This is a genomic window from Desulfovibrio cuneatus DSM 11391, assembly GCF_000430005.1.
Taxonomy (GTDB): Bacteria; Desulfobacterota; Desulfovibrionia; order Desulfovibrionales; family Desulfovibrionaceae; genus Frigididesulfovibrio; species Frigididesulfovibrio cuneatus.
This window is the reverse complement of the sequence record NZ_AUCY01000020.1, coordinates 1-17,940: the sequence shown is the minus strand read 5'-3', so window position 1 is coordinate 17,940 and position 17,940 is coordinate 1. Positions and strand designations below refer to the sequence as shown.

At 55.6% G+C, this 17,940-nt stretch carries 16 protein-coding genes; 9 read left to right on the top strand and 7 right to left on the bottom strand.

The window, feature by feature from the left end:
* Nucleotides 1–201: 201 nt before the first annotated feature.
* The 5 genes from G497_RS17020 to G497_RS0106150 form a co-directional block, all read right to left on the bottom strand.
* Nucleotides 202–786: a M23 family metallopeptidase gene (locus G497_RS17020; RefSeq protein ID WP_051257893.1), complete on the bottom strand. Its 585-nt coding sequence runs from the start codon at nt 784–786 to the stop codon at nt 202–204.
* A gap of 192 nt (nt 787–978) precedes the next feature.
* Nucleotides 979–1,758: a precorrin-4 C(11)-methyltransferase gene (gene cobM, locus G497_RS0106170; RefSeq protein ID WP_034636934.1), complete on the bottom strand. Its 780-nt coding sequence runs from the start codon at nt 1,756–1,758 to the stop codon at nt 979–981.
* Between the two features lie 215 nt (nt 1,759–1,973).
* Nucleotides 1,974–3,272: a precorrin-6y C5,15-methyltransferase (decarboxylating) subunit CbiE gene (gene cbiE / locus G497_RS17015; protein ID WP_051257892.1), complete on the bottom strand. Its 1,299-nt coding sequence runs from the start codon at nt 3,270–3,272 to the stop codon at nt 1,974–1,976.
* 299 nt (nt 3,273–3,571) lie between these two features.
* The gene (gene cbiD, locus G497_RS17010) at nt 3,572–5,092 is read right to left on the bottom strand and encodes a cobalt-precorrin-5B (C(1))-methyltransferase CbiD (protein ID WP_156907961.1); all 1,521 of its coding nucleotides are present in this window, start codon (nt 5,090–5,092) and stop codon (nt 3,572–3,574) included.
* Nucleotides 5,085–6,368 carry a hypothetical protein gene (locus tag G497_RS0106150; protein WP_034636931.1) on the bottom strand — a complete coding sequence of 428 codons (1,284 nt, stop codon included), beginning with the start codon at nt 6,366–6,368 and terminating at the stop codon, nt 5,085–5,087. The genes cbiD and G497_RS0106150 overlap by 8 nt, the downstream gene beginning before the upstream one ends.
* Nucleotides 6,369–6,750: 382 nt before the next feature.
* On the opposite strand from G497_RS0106150, the gene G497_RS0106145 reads away from it, so the two are divergent.
* The 6 genes from G497_RS0106145 to G497_RS0106120 all read left to right on the top strand — a co-directional run bounded on the left by G497_RS0106145 (nt 6,751) and on the right by G497_RS0106120 (nt 13,534).
* Nucleotides 6,751–9,426: a valine--tRNA ligase gene (locus G497_RS0106145; RefSeq protein ID WP_027187500.1), complete on the top strand. Its 2,676-nt coding sequence runs from the start codon at nt 6,751–6,753 to the stop codon at nt 9,424–9,426.
* A gap of 216 nt (nt 9,427–9,642) precedes the next feature.
* Nucleotides 9,643–11,145: a uroporphyrinogen-III C-methyltransferase gene (gene cobA, locus G497_RS0106140; RefSeq protein ID WP_027187499.1), complete on the top strand. Its 1,503-nt coding sequence runs from the start codon at nt 9,643–9,645 to the stop codon at nt 11,143–11,145.
* Nucleotides 11,146–11,154: 9 nt separating this feature from the next.
* A complete protein-coding gene (locus G497_RS17005; protein WP_051257890.1) occupies nt 11,155–11,961 on the top strand; it encodes an ATP-binding cassette domain-containing protein in 807 nt (268 codons plus the stop codon).
* 125 nt (nt 11,962–12,086) lie between these two features.
* Nucleotides 12,087–12,581, top strand: a complete 495-nt coding sequence (locus tag G497_RS0106130) for a hypothetical protein (protein ID WP_027187498.1) — start codon at nt 12,087–12,089, stop codon at nt 12,579–12,581.
* Nucleotides 12,582–12,587: 6 nt separating this feature from the next.
* Complete coding sequence (gene mnmM, locus G497_RS17000) at nt 12,588–13,229, top strand: tRNA 5-(aminomethyl)-2-thiouridylate-methyltransferase MnmM (protein WP_051257889.1); 642 nt, start codon at nt 12,588–12,590, stop codon at nt 13,227–13,229.
* Nucleotides 13,229–13,534 (top strand): hypothetical protein, encoded by a 306-nt coding sequence (locus tag G497_RS0106120; protein WP_027187497.1) that lies wholly within the window; start codon nt 13,229–13,231, stop codon nt 13,532–13,534. The genes mnmM and G497_RS0106120 overlap by 1 nt, the downstream gene beginning before the upstream one ends.
* A 198-nt stretch (nt 13,535–13,732) precedes the next feature.
* Here G497_RS0106120 and G497_RS0106115 read toward each other — a convergent pair whose 3' ends face one another.
* Nucleotides 13,733–14,653 carry a methyltransferase domain-containing protein gene (locus tag G497_RS0106115; protein WP_027187496.1) on the bottom strand — a complete coding sequence of 307 codons (921 nt, stop codon included), beginning with the start codon at nt 14,651–14,653 and terminating at the stop codon, nt 13,733–13,735.
* A 345-nt stretch (nt 14,654–14,998) separates the two neighbouring features.
* Here G497_RS0106115 and G497_RS0106110 point away from each other — a divergent pair, with 345 nt between their 5' ends.
* The 3 genes from G497_RS0106110 (at nt 14,999) to G497_RS16990 (ending at nt 17,629) form a co-directional block, all read left to right on the top strand.
* Nucleotides 14,999–15,526 carry a V4R domain-containing protein gene (locus G497_RS0106110; RefSeq protein WP_027187495.1) on the top strand — a complete coding sequence of 176 codons (528 nt, stop codon included), beginning with the start codon at nt 14,999–15,001 and terminating at the stop codon, nt 15,524–15,526.
* A gap of 30 nt (nt 15,527–15,556) precedes the next feature.
* Nucleotides 15,557–16,615 (top strand): sensor domain-containing diguanylate cyclase, encoded by a 1,059-nt coding sequence (locus G497_RS19055; RefSeq protein ID WP_051257888.1) that lies wholly within the window; start codon nt 15,557–15,559, stop codon nt 16,613–16,615.
* A gap of 384 nt (nt 16,616–16,999) precedes the next feature.
* On the top strand, nt 17,000–17,629 hold the full coding sequence (locus G497_RS16990) for a bile acid:sodium symporter (protein ID WP_051257887.1): 630 nt from the start codon (nt 17,000–17,002) through the stop codon (nt 17,627–17,629).
* A gap of 48 nt (nt 17,630–17,677) precedes the next feature.
* Here G497_RS16990 and tnpA read toward each other — a convergent pair.
* Nucleotides 17,678–17,940 (bottom strand): IS200/IS605 family transposase (tnpA, locus tag G497_RS0106095; RefSeq protein WP_027187494.1); only part of this gene is annotated, 263 nt, incomplete at its 5' end.

Sequence of the window (17,940 nt, the reverse complement as noted above, 5' to 3'; positions counted from 1 at the left end):
TTCTCGTTCAGAAATAAACCATGCGCGAAACACGTTACACAAAACGCACTCATTTTACTGGAAAATTAGTTTCCAGCATTCATACTTTTTGGGACGTCTTCCCTGCCAAGGCTTGCTGCGCATGTGAAAAAGCCCCCCACATCAAACGATGCAGGGGGCTTTTTCACATGCGCTATAAAAGCGGCATGTGTGCTTGCGTGGTTATTCCACCCAAGCCTTATATTCCAGTGGGTTCAGGCGTTGGCCGTTTTTAAGCACTTCAAAGTGCAGGTTGGCACCTGTTGTGCGCCCGCTGCGGCCCACTGTGCCTATCAACGTGCCTTCCTGGACTACAGCGCCATTCTTGATATAAAAACGGTCCAGGTGGGCATAGCGCGTTACAAAGCCATTTTGGTGTTCAATGTCTACGGTTTTGCCGTAGCCACGCTGCCCTTTTCCCACAAACACCACTTTGCCGGGGGCTGCGGCAAGCACTTCAGTGCCGCGTTTTGCGCGAATATCAATACCCCAATGAAATTTGGTTGCCTTGCGTTTAGCAGAAAGCTTGCGCGGCCCGAACAGTGAGCACACTTCACCGTGCTTCACCGGACTAGCCACCAAAAATTTGGCATTCTGCAACGAATTTTGTGAGGCAATATAAAGCGGTTTACCGCTTGTGCCTTTGGCAAGGTAGCCAGGGGCAGGTTCGGTACGCTGGGCGGGCTGGGCAGGAGGTTGTTTTTTTACACACCCAGGAAGGACCAAAAGAGCGAGAAGTGAGCAAAAAACCAATCGGGAATTAACCATGCGAACTCCTTGGTAAACGTAACGCGCTGCCCTCAATCAAATAAGAACATGAGGGAGCGTGGCCAAAAACCACCTCTATATTTACCACAAGGGGGCCATATCAACAATAAAAAGTATCCCAAGTTATTTCAATGCATTAAATATATTTTTGCCCATTTATAAATATGTTGGTTGCCATTTTCAGGGTAAACCTCATTTCTCCCCTTGCCGAAACCCATGGGTAAATTCCTTAGCATACAGCCGGGAAGCCGGGGCCTGCTCCTTGCGTTCCCCCGGCAGTACCAAAAACACAGTTTGCCGGGTAAAGCCATGGTCTTGTGCGGCCTGCACCAGCCCTGCAAGGGTGCTGTGCACCACGGTTTCATCCGGCCAGCCCACCCGGCTTGCCAGCACCACAGGGGTGTCTTCATGCACGCCCCCGGCCCGCAATTCTTCTGCCACAGCTTGGGGGTCGCCTGCGGAAAGGTAAATGGCCAAAGCCCCGCCAAGCCGGGCATAGTCGCGCACGCGCTGCCCTTCCGGCACGGGGGTGCGCCCGGCAACACGGGTAAAGGCCACGGCCTGCACCACTTCCGGCACGGTAAAGCCCACCCCGGCTGCCGCTGCCGCAGCAAACCCGGCAGTAACCCCCGGCACCACCCGGCTGGGAATGCCGTCCGCATCCAGCAAGGCCTTTTGCTCCCGCATGGCCCCATACAGGGCAGCGTCCCCGGTATGCACCCGTGTCACCATTTTACCCGCGCGGGCTGCATCACGCATTATGGCGTGGGTTTCTTCCAGGTTCAGCGGAGCAGAATCCACCACCTGCGCCCCAGGCTTGGCACAGGCCACCAGGGCCACGGGCACAAGGGAACCTGCATACAGCACCACATCAGCTTCTTCAATAAGTCGCTTGCCCTTCACCGTAATCAGCTCCGGGTCGCCAGGGCCCGCACCCACAAACCACACCATGCCCATGCTCGTTTCTGCCATGTATAAACTCCCAAATTATTTGACGCGCCCATGCGCGCTGTTGTCATTTTGATAAGGGGGACGCTGTCCCCCAGCCCCTGCAAGGGACGTGACGCCCCTTGACCCCCATATTTGCGCTTGCCTCCCGCAAAGCGGGAAAGCAAGCGCTGATAGGGGTTCCAAGGGCATCATGCCCTTGGCGGAGGGGGTTGGGGAGGCAGAGCCTTCCCAAGAAATCACTCAGCCTTCTGCGCAGCTACCAAAAACACCGGGGGCAGGGGGGCAAGGCGTACATCTGTGCCCAAGGGCTCGGCATGGCTTACCTGCATGCAGGTGATTTCCACGCTGGCACCAAGGCTTGCCAGCACTTTGCGGCAGCGCTCCAGGGAAGAAAGCAGCACACAATGGGCCACCAACCACCCGCCGGGGGCAAGGGCTTCCCATACCCCATGCAGCAATTGGGTGGCATCATTCTCTGCCCCGCCAAGGCCACCGCCAATAAACACCCGGTGGGGCGCAGGCAGACCTTCCAGCCCCAGGGGCAAGATAGCCTGCACAATTTCCATGTTCACGGCAGCAAACCGTTTGCGGTTTTCCCGCATCAGGGCAAGGCGGCTTTCATGGCGTTCCACACTATACACACACCCCTGCCGCACCAGGCGGGAAGCTTCCACTGCCATTGCCCCGCTGCCACCGCCCAAATCCCACATGGTGTGGTGCGGGGAAAGACGCAAGGCCGCAAACCCTGCCGCACGAATAACACTTTTGGTGATAAGCCCTTTTTCCTTGGCAAACAGGGCATCATCTATACCAAACAACGGGTACTGCTGCCCTGCCCGGGAATGCAGGGCTGGTGGTTCCAGCACAATCACCCGTGGTTTTGCACCACGAGCACATGGCACTTCCTGCCATGATTCTTGCGGTTTTGAATCTTCCGGGGCAAGGCGCAGCACATGTTCAGCCTGTACCCGGCCTTCCAGCGTGGTATGCAAGGCTTCCATTTGGTGCAGGGTATACCCTGCGGCCCCGCGTTCCTGTAAAAATTCGTTCACCTCGGCAAGGCCTGTGCGGGCATCCACAAGAACTGCCACAGGCCCACCCGCCAGCACCGCATGGGCAAGGGGCAACCAGTTTTCCCGCCCATGCAGGGAAACGGCCTGCCATTCCTGCCACGGCTGCCCCAGCAATGCCGCAGCACCCTGCAAGGAACTTACCCCCGGCAACACAGAAACCGCTGTCCGACCAAACCAGGCCAGAACAGAAGCACCAAGGCCAAAAAACAAGGCATCCCCACTGCACAGCACCACTTGGGTAAGACCCCGCTGCTGGAAAACAGCCATCTGCTTCAGCACATCAGGCACGCTTTTGCTCACCGTAATTTTTTGGGCCGGGTGGTCGGCAAAAGGCGCAAGCTGCGCCTTGCCCCCCACAAGCACCTGAGCACTGGCAAGCATATTTGCCACCCCGTGGGGCGGGTGGTCTGCCCAGTGTTGCGGTGGGGTAAGCCCAAGGCTGAGAATGTGAATACGCGGCATGGCGATACTCCTTAACTAAAGATCATGACAAAATTACACTGTTACACTTTACTTGGGGAGAATCTACCCCCTAACCCCGTACTGTTCTCCCCTTCTGCGGCGGGATACATACTTCGGCGGCAAAGCCACCTGCGCCCCGCCTTGTCGCGCCACGGCTCGCTACTGCCGTCAGTTTGAGGGGCATAATGCCCTTGAAACCCGCATCCACGTTCACTTTCTTGTTTTGCGGAAAAACGAACGCAAACGAAGGCTTAAAAAAGATAATTGTGCCATACTCCTGAATACAGATCATTGTAACACTAGGTGTGGTGTGCTTTTTCCGGGTACGTATACAGTAATTTACCTTCAATACTGAGCACGTGCAACACCACAGGGCTGGCAGAACTGGCGTTGCTGGAAGAACTGGCCGCATACCACCTTGCAAGCACGGCATACGCCTTTGCTGCAAGGACACGCAACACAGCCTGTGCCACAGGGGGAGAGTGTTCCTGCATAATGGCAAACGCCCCCTGGGCCGTGGGCATGGCTGCCACCTGTGCCACCAGGGCCGCACTGCCCCCTGCCTGCTGGCACAGGGCCACCAGCATGGGCATATCTGCCGGGGCTGAATGAGCGTGGGTGTATTCCAACCCTTGGGCCAGTTTCAGTAATTTGCCCACAAAACACCCCCATACAATATGGGGGAAACCGCGCAGGGCAGCCTCTTTTATGGAAAACTGCGCAAAATCTGCCGCCTGCACCCCGGCAGCGGCAGGCAAATGCGGGTAAAGGGAAAATAACAGCCGCTCACTGCGCCGCCCGGTACTGAGCAATAGTGTGTCCACCCCTACGGCCTTTGCCACTTCCAGGCCTTGCACAATGGTGGCCTGCCACGCATCGTGGCTATAGGGCTTTACCGTGCCCTGGGTGCCTAAAATGGAAATGCCGCCCACAATGCCCAACCGCGGGTTCAGGGTGTTGCGGGCAATGCCTTCCCCCTGCTCCACCCACAGCAACACATGCATCGAAACAGGTAGTTCTGTTCTTGTTTGTGCGGTACGCACACGTTGCTCACAGGCGGTTGCCACGGCAAGGCTAATTTGCTGGCGCGGCACCGGGTTTACCGCAGGTTCCCCCACAACCACAGGCAAACCGGGCAAGGTAACGCGCCCAATGCCTGCCCCGACATACAGCACCACCTGCACACCCGGCACCATTACGGGCAGCAACACAGGGCAGGGTTGCTGCGAGCATGGCTCTGCCGTGGAACATTCTGCTGCATGCTGCCATACAAAAGGCTGGGCACAAGCACATGCCACAATGCCTGCCTTGTGGGTGGCATCCGGGTCGTCGCCTCCGTCCTTCACTACACGGGCCACGGCGCACACGGCATGGGGCTGGGGCAACCAGCCGCCGCCTTGAAAGGCACATGGCGCTGTGGCAGGACTATCCTCAGGGGCTGAGGCAACAGGGCACACGCCCGCCTCGTGCAGCATGGCTGCAAGCGATTCAGGGGAAGGAACAGACCCGGCGCACAGCACTTTCCCCCCTGCCAGGGGCACGTCATAGGGGCCAGTGGGGTTGCCCTGCACATCAAAGGGAGGAAGCCCCACCGTTATGTGGCTGCCAAGGGCTGCCCCGTACAGTAAATGCACTGCCGCTGCGCTGGCGGCACTGGCGGCTGTGCCAGTGGTAAAGCCATGGCGCAAGGGAGCATCCGGCGCGGGGGAATCACTTTCCCGGCGCTTTCTACGGCGAGGCGGGCCTTCCTTTCGGGCCGGGGCCGCGCTGGCGGCCTGGTGTATTTCTGAATTCTCCACTGTGTCCATACGCTTACTCATGCTGTGCGGCGGCTTCTGCCTGCAAAAAGGCCAGGGAATCCAGGGCGGCTATCAATTCCGCATACACTCCCCCGGGCCGCATGGGCGGGCCGAACAACCCTTGGCGCTGCTGTTGCAACATGGCATCTGGCACCGTGCCGGGCAGCGATTTAGCAAGGGTCATGGCTAGGCGCTCTGCCAGAAAATACTGCACACAACCATCATGAAACAAGGTGGTGGCACGGGCTATGGCATCCTTCTGTTTTTGCCACAAGGCCACGGCACCGGGGCTGGGGGGCAGGCTGCGTATGCTGTGAATGGCAAGGCGCAATGAATTCAAGGAAGCCCCCGGAATACCCGTGCGCCAGCCCAAAAGCCATGGGGTACGGTGAAACAGCAGCCCATGCTCAAGCCCCACTCTGGCTAGGTCCTCAATGGCATTGGCCACAGCTTCCAGGGTGGCATCTTCCCACAGGGAAGGGGCTTTGGCCGGGTGCCACTGGGCAATGCCCTGGGCTGGGGGCGTTGCAGGGGCTGCCACGCCGCCCTGTTCCCGCAAAATATGGGCAAACCAGGTATTGGCAAAGGGGGAGGCTGGTGTTTCCAGGTGGGAATAACTCAAAGTATAGGCCCCCTTGCCATACGTGCCATGCACCATGCAGGGTTGCCCGCGCAAAAAGTCCGGCACAGCGGCAAAGCCATACATGTCGCGCCACACATCAAAAGTACCGGGAGGCAAGGTGGCAATGGGCAAATCTGCCAGCCAGAAATCGTCGGCAGGGTCACTGTAGGTGGCAAGCACGGTCAACCCGCCTTCTTCCATGGGGTCAAAGCGCCCAGGCCACCACACGGGTAGCAGGGGGGCATGGCCTGTGGCCCCCGGCACAAACCCCAAGGCTGTTGCCGGGGTGTGTACCTGCAAGTGCCCGCTCATAAAATGCTGCATGCGGTCGTCATAGCTGCCACGCCCGCTGGGGCACAGGCCAAGGCCCACATCTTCCTGCCCTTCCTTGCCCCAGGAAAGGGCCAACCCCGCCCCGCCGCAAAAACCAAGGTACTGCCCGCCCCCGGCCACAAAGCCGCGCACGGCCTCGCGCCCTGCCGGGCCAAGGCGGCGGGCTTTATACCGGGCATTGCCCCCCGGCACAAACACCATGCCCCCTTTACGGGCGGCTAAAACCTGCGGCAAATGGGCTGCCTGGCACACGGTGTGCGGCACCCCAAGGGCACGCAAAGCGTACACAGCTAAAAGGCCCCAAAGCTGGGATTCATCCCATACTATAAGAAGGGTTGACATTATCGTACCACTCAATGAAAATGTTCCGCTATGGAAACGCTGATTTATTCCGTTTCACTGCGTTACTGCGCTTTTTTTGAAACAGTCGAGGGCGGAAGAGCTGACTCGGCCCTTCCTGGGCCTCGGCCTTCGGCTCCCGCCCTTTGGGCGGTTCCCAATTCCGCTTTCCTGCGGTATTGTCACTCCTGCTTCAAAAAAAGCTTGCGCACAGGGCCTGTGTCCCCGACCTTGTCAAACGAAATAACTGCGCGTTTCCAAAATGCCATTTAATAAGCGTTTCTCTCAACAACGATAGAATTATCGCCGTTTGTCCACTCATGGTACGTTCCCATGCCTGCTTTGGCAAGCGGGGAACAGCAACACCTTAGCCCTAGAGCATTATATGTCTGAAACCACACCGCAAGATACCCTGCCCAAAGGCTACGAGCCCAAGGACATTGAAGACCATTGGCGAGCCTTTTGGGAAACAAACCGCACGTTTACCCCCACCCCGGAAACCAATGGACACAAGGCGGAAGCCTATTCCATTGTTATTCCGCCGCCCAACGTAACAGGCAACCTGCACATTGGGCACGCCTTAAACCTTACCCTGCAAGACGTGCTGTGCCGCCACGCCCGCCAGCTTGGTAAAGACGTGCTGTGGGTGCCGGGTGAAGACCACGCAGGCATTGCCACCCAGAACGTGGTGGAGCGCCGCCTTGCCCAGGAAGGCAAAACCCGCCACGACCTTGGCCGGGAAAAATTTATTGAGCGCGTGTGGCAGTGGAAAGAAGAATACGGGGAAAATATTCGCCGTCAGATTAAAGCCATGGGTGCTTCCGTTGACTGGACGCGGGAACGCTTTACCATGGACGAAGGCCTTTCCCGCGCCGTACGCCGGGTATTTGTGCGCTTGTACAAAGAAGGGCTTATCTACAAAGGTTCCTACATCATCAACTGGTGTAACCGCTGCCACACTGCCCTGGCAGACGATGAAGTGGAACACGCCAACCAGAAAACCCACCTGTGGCACATTCGCTACCCGCTGGAAGACGGCTCCGGCAGCCTGACCATTGCCACCACCCGCCCGGAAACCATGCTGGGCGACACGGCAGTGTGCGTGCACCCGGAAGACGAACGCTATACCGCCCTGGTGGGCAAAAAGGTGCGCCTGCCCCTGACAGACCGCCTTATTCCCGTGATTGCCGACGCCTACGTTGACCGCGAATTTGGCACAGGTGCGCTGAAAGTGACCCCCAGCCACGACCACAACGACTGGCACCTGGGGCACAAGCACAACCTGGAATTTTTGCAGGTTATTGACGACGAAGGCTGCATGAATGCCGAGGCCGGGGCCTATGCCGGCATGCCCAAGGAAGAAGCCCGCAAGAAGATTGCCGCCGATTTGGAAGCCCAGGGCTTTCTTGTGCAGGTGGCAGACTATGAAAACAGCGTGGGCCACTGCTACCGTTGCCAGGCCATTATTGAGCCCCACGTTTCCCCCCAGTGGTTTGTGGCCGTAAAAACCCTGGCCGAAAAGGCCCGCAATGCCGTGCCGGATGAAACCGCCATTTACCCCACTTCCTGGCTGAAAACGTATTACAACTGGCTGGACAACATTCGCGACTGGTGCATTAGCCGCCAAATTTGGTGGGGCCACCGCATTCCTGCCTGGACATGCCCTGCCTGCGGCGAGGTGATGGTGGAAGAAGAAGCCCCCACCACCTGCTGCAAATGTGGTTCTGCCAGTCTGGTACAGGAAGATGACGTACTGGACACCTGGTTTTCTTCCGCCCTGTGGCCGTTTTCCACCATGGGCTGGCCCGATGAAACGGCTGAACTCAAGCGCTACTACCCCACCAGCGTGCTGGTTACCGGGTTCGACATCCTGTTTTTCTGGGTGGCCCGCATGATGATGATGGGCCAGCACTTTATGGGGCAGGTGCCCTTCAAGCATGTGTACATTCACGCCCTGGTACGCGACGCTGAAGGCAAGAAAATGTCCAAGTCCACAGGGAACGTTATTGACCCCCTGGTGATGATTGACAAATACGGCACCGATTCCTTGCGCTTCACCCTCACAGCCTTTGCCGCCATGGGCCGCGACATTCGCCTTTCAGAAGACCGCATTGACGGCTACCGCCACTTCATGAACAAAATCTGGAACGCTTCGCGCTTTGCCCTGATGAACTTAGAACCGGGCAATGCCCCGCAAGCGGTGAACCTTGAAGGCGTGGCAGGCCTGCACCACCAGTGGATTCTGCACCGCCTGGAAGAGCTCAAAACGGCCCAGAAGGAAGCCCTGGCAGAATACCGCTTCAACGATGCGGCCCAAAGCCTGTACAAGTTTGTGTGGAACGAGTTTTGCGACTGGTACCTGGAGCTTATCAAGCCAGACATGCAGGCAGGCGGCCAGCGCCAGCAGGAAGCCCGCTTCGTACTCTGGAGCGTGCTGCGCGAAACCCTCATTTTGTTGCACCCGGTAACGCCCTTCATTACCTCTGCCGTATGGCAGGCCCTGCCAGGGCATGGGGAAGGGGCAAACCTTGCCGCAGAACTGTTCCCGCAGATACGCCCCGGTTGCGTGCGCCCTGCCCAGGCCGACAGCATGGAAATGGTGCAGGACGTTATTATAGCGGTGCGCACCATTCGGGCAGAGCTGAACATTAGCCCTTCCCTGCGCCTGAACGCCCTGGTGCGCCCGGCTGACGCCGCAGCAGCACAAGCCCTTGAAGGAGCGCGGGAAATGATTATGACCCTGGCCCGACTGGAAAGCCTGACCCTAGACGCCGCAGCAGAAGCACCCAAGGTAAGCGCCAGCCAGGTGGCCCGTGGCAATGAAATTATTGTGCCCCTCACCGGTGCAGTAGACTTTGCCGCAGAAGTGGCCCGCATCGAAAAAGAACTGGGCAAAATGGAAAAAGAACGCGGCATGCTGCAAGGCAAGCTGGGCAATGCCAACTATGTGGAAAAAGCCCCGGCTGAAGTGGTGGAACGCGACAGAAACCGCGTGGTAGAACTGGCCGACGCCATTGCCAAGCTCCAAGCCCTGAAAACCCGTTTTCAGGAAGCCCTGTAATTGTGCATTTATTGGTGAGGCTCTGCCTCCCCAAGCCCCACCGCCAAGGGCATGATGCCCTTGGAACCCCACATCAGCGTTCAGTTTTTCGCATTGCGAAAAACTGAACGCATATGAGGGTCAAGGGGAATCATTCCCCTTGCAGGGGGCTGGGGGACAGCGTCCCCCAATAAAAAACAATAAATTCATCTTGCGACACGCTAAAATGAGGCTGCTATGAAAGTGTATCTTATTGGTGCTGGCCCGGGCGACCCTGGCCTGTTTACCTTGAAGGGCAAGGACGTTCTTTCCCGTGCGGATGTGGTGGTATACGACTACCTTGCCAACGATGCCTTGCTGGCCTTCGCCCGGCCTGGGGCAGAGCTCATTTACGTAGGCAAGAAGGGGGGCGACCACACCCTTTCGCAAGACGGCATTAACCGCCTTATTGTGGACAAGGCCAAAGAAGGCAAGGTGGTGGCCCGCTTGAAAGGGGGCGACCCCTACATGTTTGGCCGTGGCGGGGAAGAAGCGGAAGAACTGCTTGCCGCCGGGGTTGCCTTTGAAACTGTGCCGGGGGTGACCAGCGCCATTGCAGGCCCGGCCTATGCGGGCATTCCTTTAACTCACCGTTCCCACGCTTCTTCCGTGTGCTTTGCCACGGGGCATGAAGACCCAGACAAGCCGGAATCGGCCCATAACTGGGCGGCCTTGGCCAAAGGCGGGCATACCCTGGTGTTCTTTATGGGTATGAAGAACCTGCCAGATATTTCCCACAAGCTCATTGCCAGCGGCATGCCGGGGGAAACCCCTGCCGCCTTGGTGCGCTGGGGCACCACCCACCAGCACCGCAGCCTGGTAAGCACCCTGGAAAAACTGCCGGAAGAAGCGGTGAAACAGGGCTTCGCCTCCCCCAGCATTATTGTGGTGGGCAGCGTGGTAAGCCTGCACGACCAGCTTAACTGGTTTGAACAGCGCCCCCTGTATGGCAAAACCGTGGTGGTTACCCGCGCCCGTGAACAGGCCAGTGAAAGCGCCTCCCTGCTGGCGGAAGAAGGGGCACACGTTATCCAGTTTCCCACCATTGACATAACCCCCATGCCGGACCAGGCCCCCATTCTTGCGGCCCTTGGCACGCTGAAAGACTATGGCTGGGTGGTGTTCACCTCTGTTAACGGGGTACGCCACTTTTGGCACGGGTTGAAGGCCCTGGGGCTGGACGCACGCGCCCTGGCCCCGTGCAAGGTGGTGGCTGTTGGCCCTGCCACGGCAAAAGCCCTGGAAGAAAAGGGCATTCTGCCAGATTTTATTCCGGAAAAATTTGTGGCGGAAAGCATTGCAGAAGGCATGCTGGCCCTGGGCATGCAGGACCAAAAAATATTGCTGCCACGGGCGGAAGTGGCCCGCGACGTGCTGCCCGAAGCCCTGACCAAGGCCGGGGCCACCGTGCAGATACTCCCCATTTACCGCAATGTGCCCTCCCACGGGCGCAAGGATGAAGTGCTGAAAGGCATTACAGACGGCAGCATCCACTGCATTACCTTTGGCTCCAGCTCCACTGTGGAAAACTTCCTTTCCCTTGTGCCAGCCCAATTGCTTAAGCAGCACCCGGAAGTGAAGCTGGCCTGCATTGGCCCTGTCACCGCACAAACATTGCAGGAAGCCGGGCTTACCTGCCACATTCAGCCGGAAGACTACACCATTCCCGGCCTGGTGGCAGAACTGGCAAAAAAGTTGTAGGCAACAGCTATGGAAAACTTGGTGGAAACCACAGGCCTGTGCCGCTCCTTTACCGGGCGGGGCACGTTGCTGCGGGGGGCGGAAACAACCCGCGCCGTGGACAATGTTTCCCTTACCATTCCCAAGGGCCAAACCCTGGGGCTGGTAGGGGAATCGGGCTGTGGTAAATCCACCCTGGGCCGCATGGTGGTAGGGTTGCTGCCGCCTGATTCCGGCGACGTGCTGGTAATGGGGAAACCGCTGTGGAACGCCGCAGCGCATGACAATTACAGGGCGTTTCGGCAGGAAATGACCCGCCATATCCAAATGGTATTCCAAGACCCGTATTCTTCCCTGACCCCCCGCATGACCGTGCTGGAAAGCGTGCAGGAGCCTCTTACCTGCGCCCCTGCCCCGCTCCCCAAAGCCCAGCGCCGCGAAGGGGCCCTTGCCATGCTGGAGCGGGTGGGTATTGAACCGGAACAGGCAAAACGCTTTCCCCACCAGTTTTCCGGGGGGCAGCGCCAGCGCATTGCCATTGCCCGCGCCCTGGTCAGCCGCCCGGCCTTTGTGGTATGCGACGAGCCAACGTCTTCACTGGATGCTTCGGTGCAGGCCCAAATCCTCAACCTGCTCCTTGATTTGCAGGATGAACTGGGCCTGACATACCTTTTTATTTCTCACGACCTTGCCGTGGTGCGGCACATGAGCGACCAAGTGGCAGTAATGCAGCGGGGCAAGGTGGTGGAACAGGCTCCGGCCAATACCCTGTTCACTGCGCCGCAAACGGAATATACTCGGTTGTTATTGCACTCCATCATGGAACTGGGGAAATGATGATTTATCCCGTAAAAAATCTCATGCCTTGCCAAACGAAATAACGGAGCGTTTCCAAAACATCCCGCATACAATTGTTTCTTTAAGCCATATGAATCAAAACACTTACCACCCAAAAGGAAGCCATGAAAACCTCGTTCGAAACCGCCTTTGACCGCATTGTGGAAGTGGTTATGTTTGAAAACTGGCTGCGCTTTTACTTTATTGCCGAAAAAGGCGACAAGCTCATTATTTCCCTGCCAGAAAAGGCGGTGGAGCGCATTAAAACCGATTACCCCACCTTGTTTGGCCTGGCGGAAATGCTGGATGGCCGGGAAATTGACCACCAGTCTTCCGTGGAAGCAGTGTGCATGTTCGTAGCAGGCCGCCTTGAAACAGCCAGCCCGGAGCACACCATTAAGGAAGTGTTTGATTCTGCCCGCTTCCACATGGAGCTGAACCTGTTCGGCATGTGGGTGCAAAACCATGAAGACCAGTTGGACGAAGCCTTCATTCCCTTTGCCCGCTGGCAACAACTGTATGCTGAATGGCGCAGCACCCCGAAAGTACAGGAACAAATTGCCGGCATTGAAGAACAGGCAGCCCGCGTTGCTGGCAACGCCACAGAAACCACCCAATAGCCTGCCGTGCGTTTTGCCTATCCTTCCCATTTGGAGCTTGCCAAAATAGGGGTAACACGGGCTCTTGGCATGGTGGCAGCCGCTGCCCAGCAGGGGCAGCAGGCAGCAGGCCCTGCTCCCTTATGGGCAGCGGTAGACGCCACCTGCGGCAACGGGCACGACACCCTTTTTCTGGCCCAGGCCATGCACGAAGCGTTCCCTGCCGCACCGTGGCAGGTGCTGGCGTTTGACATTCAGGAAAAAGCCCTGCATGCCACCCGCACCCGGCTGGCAGAACAGGGCTTTGCCCAGCACCTTTCCCTGCACGGGCAAGGGCACCAAACCGCCGCAGAAACACTGGCCCCAAACATGCCCCTGTGCGTGGCCATGTTCAACCTGGGCTACCTGCCCGGCAGTGACAAAACCGTCACCACCCGGCAGCACAGTACCATGCAGGCCATAACCACACTTGCGGCAAAGCTGGTGCCCTATGGCCTTTTCAGCCTGCACGCCTACGGGGGGCATGAAGGCGGCAAGGAAGAAATGGATGCGGTGGAAGCGTGGTGCGCGGCCTTGCCTTGCCCTGCGTGGCGGGTTGTTCGTTATGCCTGCTGCAACAAACAATACCACCCGGAAACCCTGTTTTTGGTCCAAAAAATGGAAGCCTGATGGGAACCACACCCACACACACCGGCCCCACAAAGGCTGCCCCCAGCATGCACCCCCCACGCATACTCATTGCCCCGCAAACGCTGGTGTACCCTTCGGTGGAAGAAGATTGCCTGTGGGAAAACACCCTGCATGCGCTGGTGGCCCAATACGGGGCAGAACGGGTGGTGCCGGAACATGTACAGCAAGCCTTTGACGCCGTGTGCGACAACAACCTGGAGCGCATTCCTTTCCACGATTTTTTGCGCAAAGTGCGCCTGGCCTGGTTGTGGCAACGGCCAGCCCTGGCAAGGGGCATGAAGTAAGGGGCCAAAACCCTTGCAATGCCTCCCCCCTGTCTGCCTCACCTATCGCCTGCTTAAGAAAATTCCCATGGCTACATACTGTTGAGAATGCTTGCCCTGAAAAAAGCGCGCAAATGGGGCAGCGGAAAGCTTGCAGCTTCCGCTATAATACTCCAATGTTGCTGCACGTAGGCATCAAATATGTTTGCAAATCATGCCTCATTTTTTTATGAGATAGTACACACTGCCCATGCTCACTTTATTGATATTTCCTGGGAGTTCGTTAAAATTGTAATCCAGTATGTTCCAGTTTTTTGCAAGAATCATTTTATGGAAACTTTCACGACTATAGCGTGAGCCCCAACTCCAACCCGGTGCGGGAGCTTCAAAATAATCTTCAGAATTATTTTCCATGGAAACGACGGATTGTACTATCAAAAAGCTCTTGGCCACAGCATAACTCTCAACCAATATCTGTTCAGGGTTTGAAACATGATACAAGCCACCAAGGTTGGCTACTATGTCCACAGGCTTGAATGTGCCAATATCCTGCACATCTTTTTCAAAGAAATGAATATTGTCTACGCCTAAAGCGGAAGCTATTTGGCTCGCTTTAGCAAAAAAACCATCTCGGTTATTGTCAACCCCATAGGCAATAGTCGCCCCCAACTGCCTGGCAACCATAGCATAATACCCATCTGCGCAAAAAAGCTCCATAAATGAAATGAGCATGTTTGTCTCTTTCAATATATTGACTGCGCGGGTAATATACGGGATGAGGAATTCCTCCTTTGCCTGCTGATTCAATTTGAATATGCCAGGCAATTGCTCGTTATGAACTCCAAACAAAGAGTAATTGTGATACAAAGGGCCAAATTGAGACAACACATTTTCTTTCATGACAAATCCTTTTTTGGGGAAATTGCTGACGAAGTATTCTTTCAGCCCCTTGGCTTTGCAACACATTTTTATAGGAAGGGTCGCCGCCTCCACCATACCATTGGTTTTTAAGTCACTGCCGGCCCGGTGCCGTAATGCCAATAGGCCAATAGGCATTGCGGATTGGCGGTGCCCCAGGAAATGCGACAAACTCTTTTCCACTTGCAAAAAGAGGACCAAGCAAGCCTGTTTTTGGGCCAATGCCTGATGCTTCGCATGACAATGGCACAGGAAGTATACTAGGAGAAAAGCGAATTCCCCTTTCTAGTGCATAAGGAAGGGCATAACGAAAATACAGCACTGACTATACACCCACCCGCGGTAGCCATGCCTGCAACTGGTTTTATGTCCTGTGCACAGCCTGCATCATGGCTCTATACAAAATATATGCGATATGCTAGTGTATTAAAGAATCATGAGGGAAAACCTTGTAATGCAGCAATAACAGCTCGGATTACTCCTCAAATTTTCCATGCCAAGGAAATAAAATATCATTTTTTACCTTTGTACTATTCCCTTGGCAACCGTAAAAAGGAATACCCTTCCATGTCTGAAAAGCAACGAAAGTATGAATTTACCTGGGACGTTATAGGCAGTGACCTTGCCCTTGCCCGCCCTAGTCTGGGGGGCAACACCAGCATTGAGGTATACCGCCTTTTTCAGTTTACCATGCGTGATGTTATTGAACAAAATTACGGCACCGAAGTGGCAGACACATTATTCCGCCATGCCGGTGTACTGGCAGGCAAAGCCTTTTACGATAAGTTTTGCACTGAAGCTACCGATGTAAACACCCTTGTAAAGCGTGTGCAGGACCTCTTCAAAGACCTTGGCATTGGCATTTTCCGCGTGGAATCGTTCAACCCGGAAACCATGGAAGCCATGTTCACCGTAGATGAAGACCTGGACTGCTCTGGCCTTCCTGATATTGACGACCAGATATGCGTGTACGATGAAGGGTTCATTGCAGGCATTCTACTTGGTTTTACTGGCAAGACTTTTGAAGTGAAGGAAGTGGATTGCTGGTGCACTGGCGCAAGAACCTGCCGCTTCAGCGCCAAACCTACCGAGTAACACTTCATGACTGGCACTCCCAAGGATCCTATGGATCTTCTTGTGTGGCTTGTGAACAGCCTTATTGAGAGTGCCTCGCCGCCCCCAATCCCTGAAGAACTTCAAGACGTTGCCAACATTGAGGAACTGCACCAGAAATTGGTAGTCTTGCGGGGAATTCTTTCAGACTTCACAAAAGGCAACCTTTCTGCCGACATTCGCATGAAAGGGTTCATGGCTGGCTCGTTCAAAGCTTTGCAGTCACACCTGCGCCACATGACATGGCAGGTACAGCAAGTGGAGAGCGGCGATTTTACCCAGCGCCTGCAATTTCTTGGTGACTTTTCTGAAGCGTTCAACAACATGGTCATGCAGCTTGATACCACCATGAGCGCCCTGCGCCTGAAGGAAGAAGCCCTGACCACCCTTGCAAAAACGTTGCAAAAAGAAGTGGAATTGCGCACTGCCGCTGTGTATGCCTTGAAGCAGAGCGAAGCCAAGTTCAAATACCTGGCAGAACACGACGCCCTTACTGGCGTGTTAAACCGTCGCTCCTTCCATTCCCTCACCACTGTGGAAATCCAAAGCGCCAGCTTAGCTGGTATGCCCTGCTGCATTGCCATGCTGGACATTGACCATTTCAAAAAATTCAACGACACATACGGCCACCCTGAAGGCGACGAAGCCCTGAAGCACATGGTAAGTACTGCGCAGAAACATTTGCGCCAGTGTGATATTTTTGGCAGGTACGGCGGGGAAGAATTTATCTTTTTCTTTAGCGGGGCAGACCTGCAACAAGGCTACGCAGCGGCAGAACGCATACGCGCCGCCATTCAGGAAACCCCGGTGCCCACAACCGACAAACGCACGGTACCCATTACTGTAAGTATGGGCGTTGCGGTTATTTTGCCCGAATGGTACAGCACAGAACACACTGGTGCCCTCATGCAGCACATTACCACCAATGCAGACAGCGCCCTGTATGAAGCTAAAAAATTAAGCCGCAACCGCGTGCTCACCGCTGCGGTTACCCCTCCTCCTTATTTTACCGGTGAAGCAAGCGCCCTTGCTTCCTTAGTCCCGCACCCACCTTCACGCCACAGCCTGTAACCTGCGCTGGCATGTGAATAACGCTCCCTGGTGGCACACGCTTGCCCCAGGCAATTTCAGCGTCACCTTGCTTTTTATTTGTACTGCATATGCGCACTGCCCTGCGTACAGCTTCCATTCGGTTTCCCGCACAATGGCTAACGCCCGCCTTTAAAAAAATGTGCATACCTTGCCAAGCAAAAATTGCGCGCTGCCACAATTTTCTTTCATCAGCACGTTCCTTGCAATACACCCACCTGTACTTCATAATGCAAGATAATCTTTTAGCGTTTTCCCGCAGGGAAGACGCTCCAAAAAGTACGAATAAGGAAAATTTATTTTCTCGTTAACTGAGTGCTTTTTGTGGCTTAGGCCATGTTTCGGTTTGCGCAGGTAAAACGAAGCATGATGGAAAAAGCACGCAAAACTGAGTTTTGCAATAGCCTTATTAGGGTAACCACCATGCGTTTACGTGATGCTTTTCTTATTCTGGTTGCTTTTGCTGGCATTGGCGCTGGCATTTTTCTGCCTCAATGGGGAAAACCCCTGGAATGGTTCCCCCGCGTCAGCCTGATGATTATTCTGTACCTGAGCTTTCTTGGCCTGAAAACAGAAGCCCTGTTTTCTTCTGCAAAAACACTGCGCCCAAAACTTACCATGCTGGTCGCAGGCAAATTACTGCTGGCTCCCCTTGTAACGTTTTTACTCCTTTCCCTCATCTTGCCACAATTTGCCCTGGGGGGGCTGCTTTTGGCTGGTGCCCCGGCCGGGGTCACCTCTTCCGTGTTTGCCGCTATTGTGGGCGCTGATTTTACCCTGGCCTTGATGGGGGTAGTGCTAACCTCACTTCTTTCCCCTTTCACCCTGCCTGTGCTGGCAAGCTTCGCCCTGCACTGGCTGGGGAAAAACCCCAACGCTATGGCCCGCTTTTCGCCCCTGGATATGAGCGTAACCATGGCAACCGTAATTCTTGTCCCCTTTGTGCTAGCAAAAGTCATGTACCCCCGGCAAAGCCGGGGGCTTGAAATGCTGTGAACCGCTCAAAGCGGTTAGAAACGCTTGAACCGCCTAAAGGCGGCTGCCTCAAAACAATTGCAACTGGTCTATTCGCTGGTCTTCTTTTTCCTGATGCTTGATGTACTCACGCACAGAAGCTTCATCGAGCCCAACAGTTGAAACATAGAATCCTCGTGCCCAAAAACTTTCGCCCACAAAATTGCGACGCTTTCCCAAAAAATTGCGAGCGATATAAATGGCACTTTTCCCTTTGATAAAGCCAACAGCAGAAGAAACTGCCATCTTTGGTGGAATTGAGATAAGAATGTGCACATGGTCTGTGAGCAAAT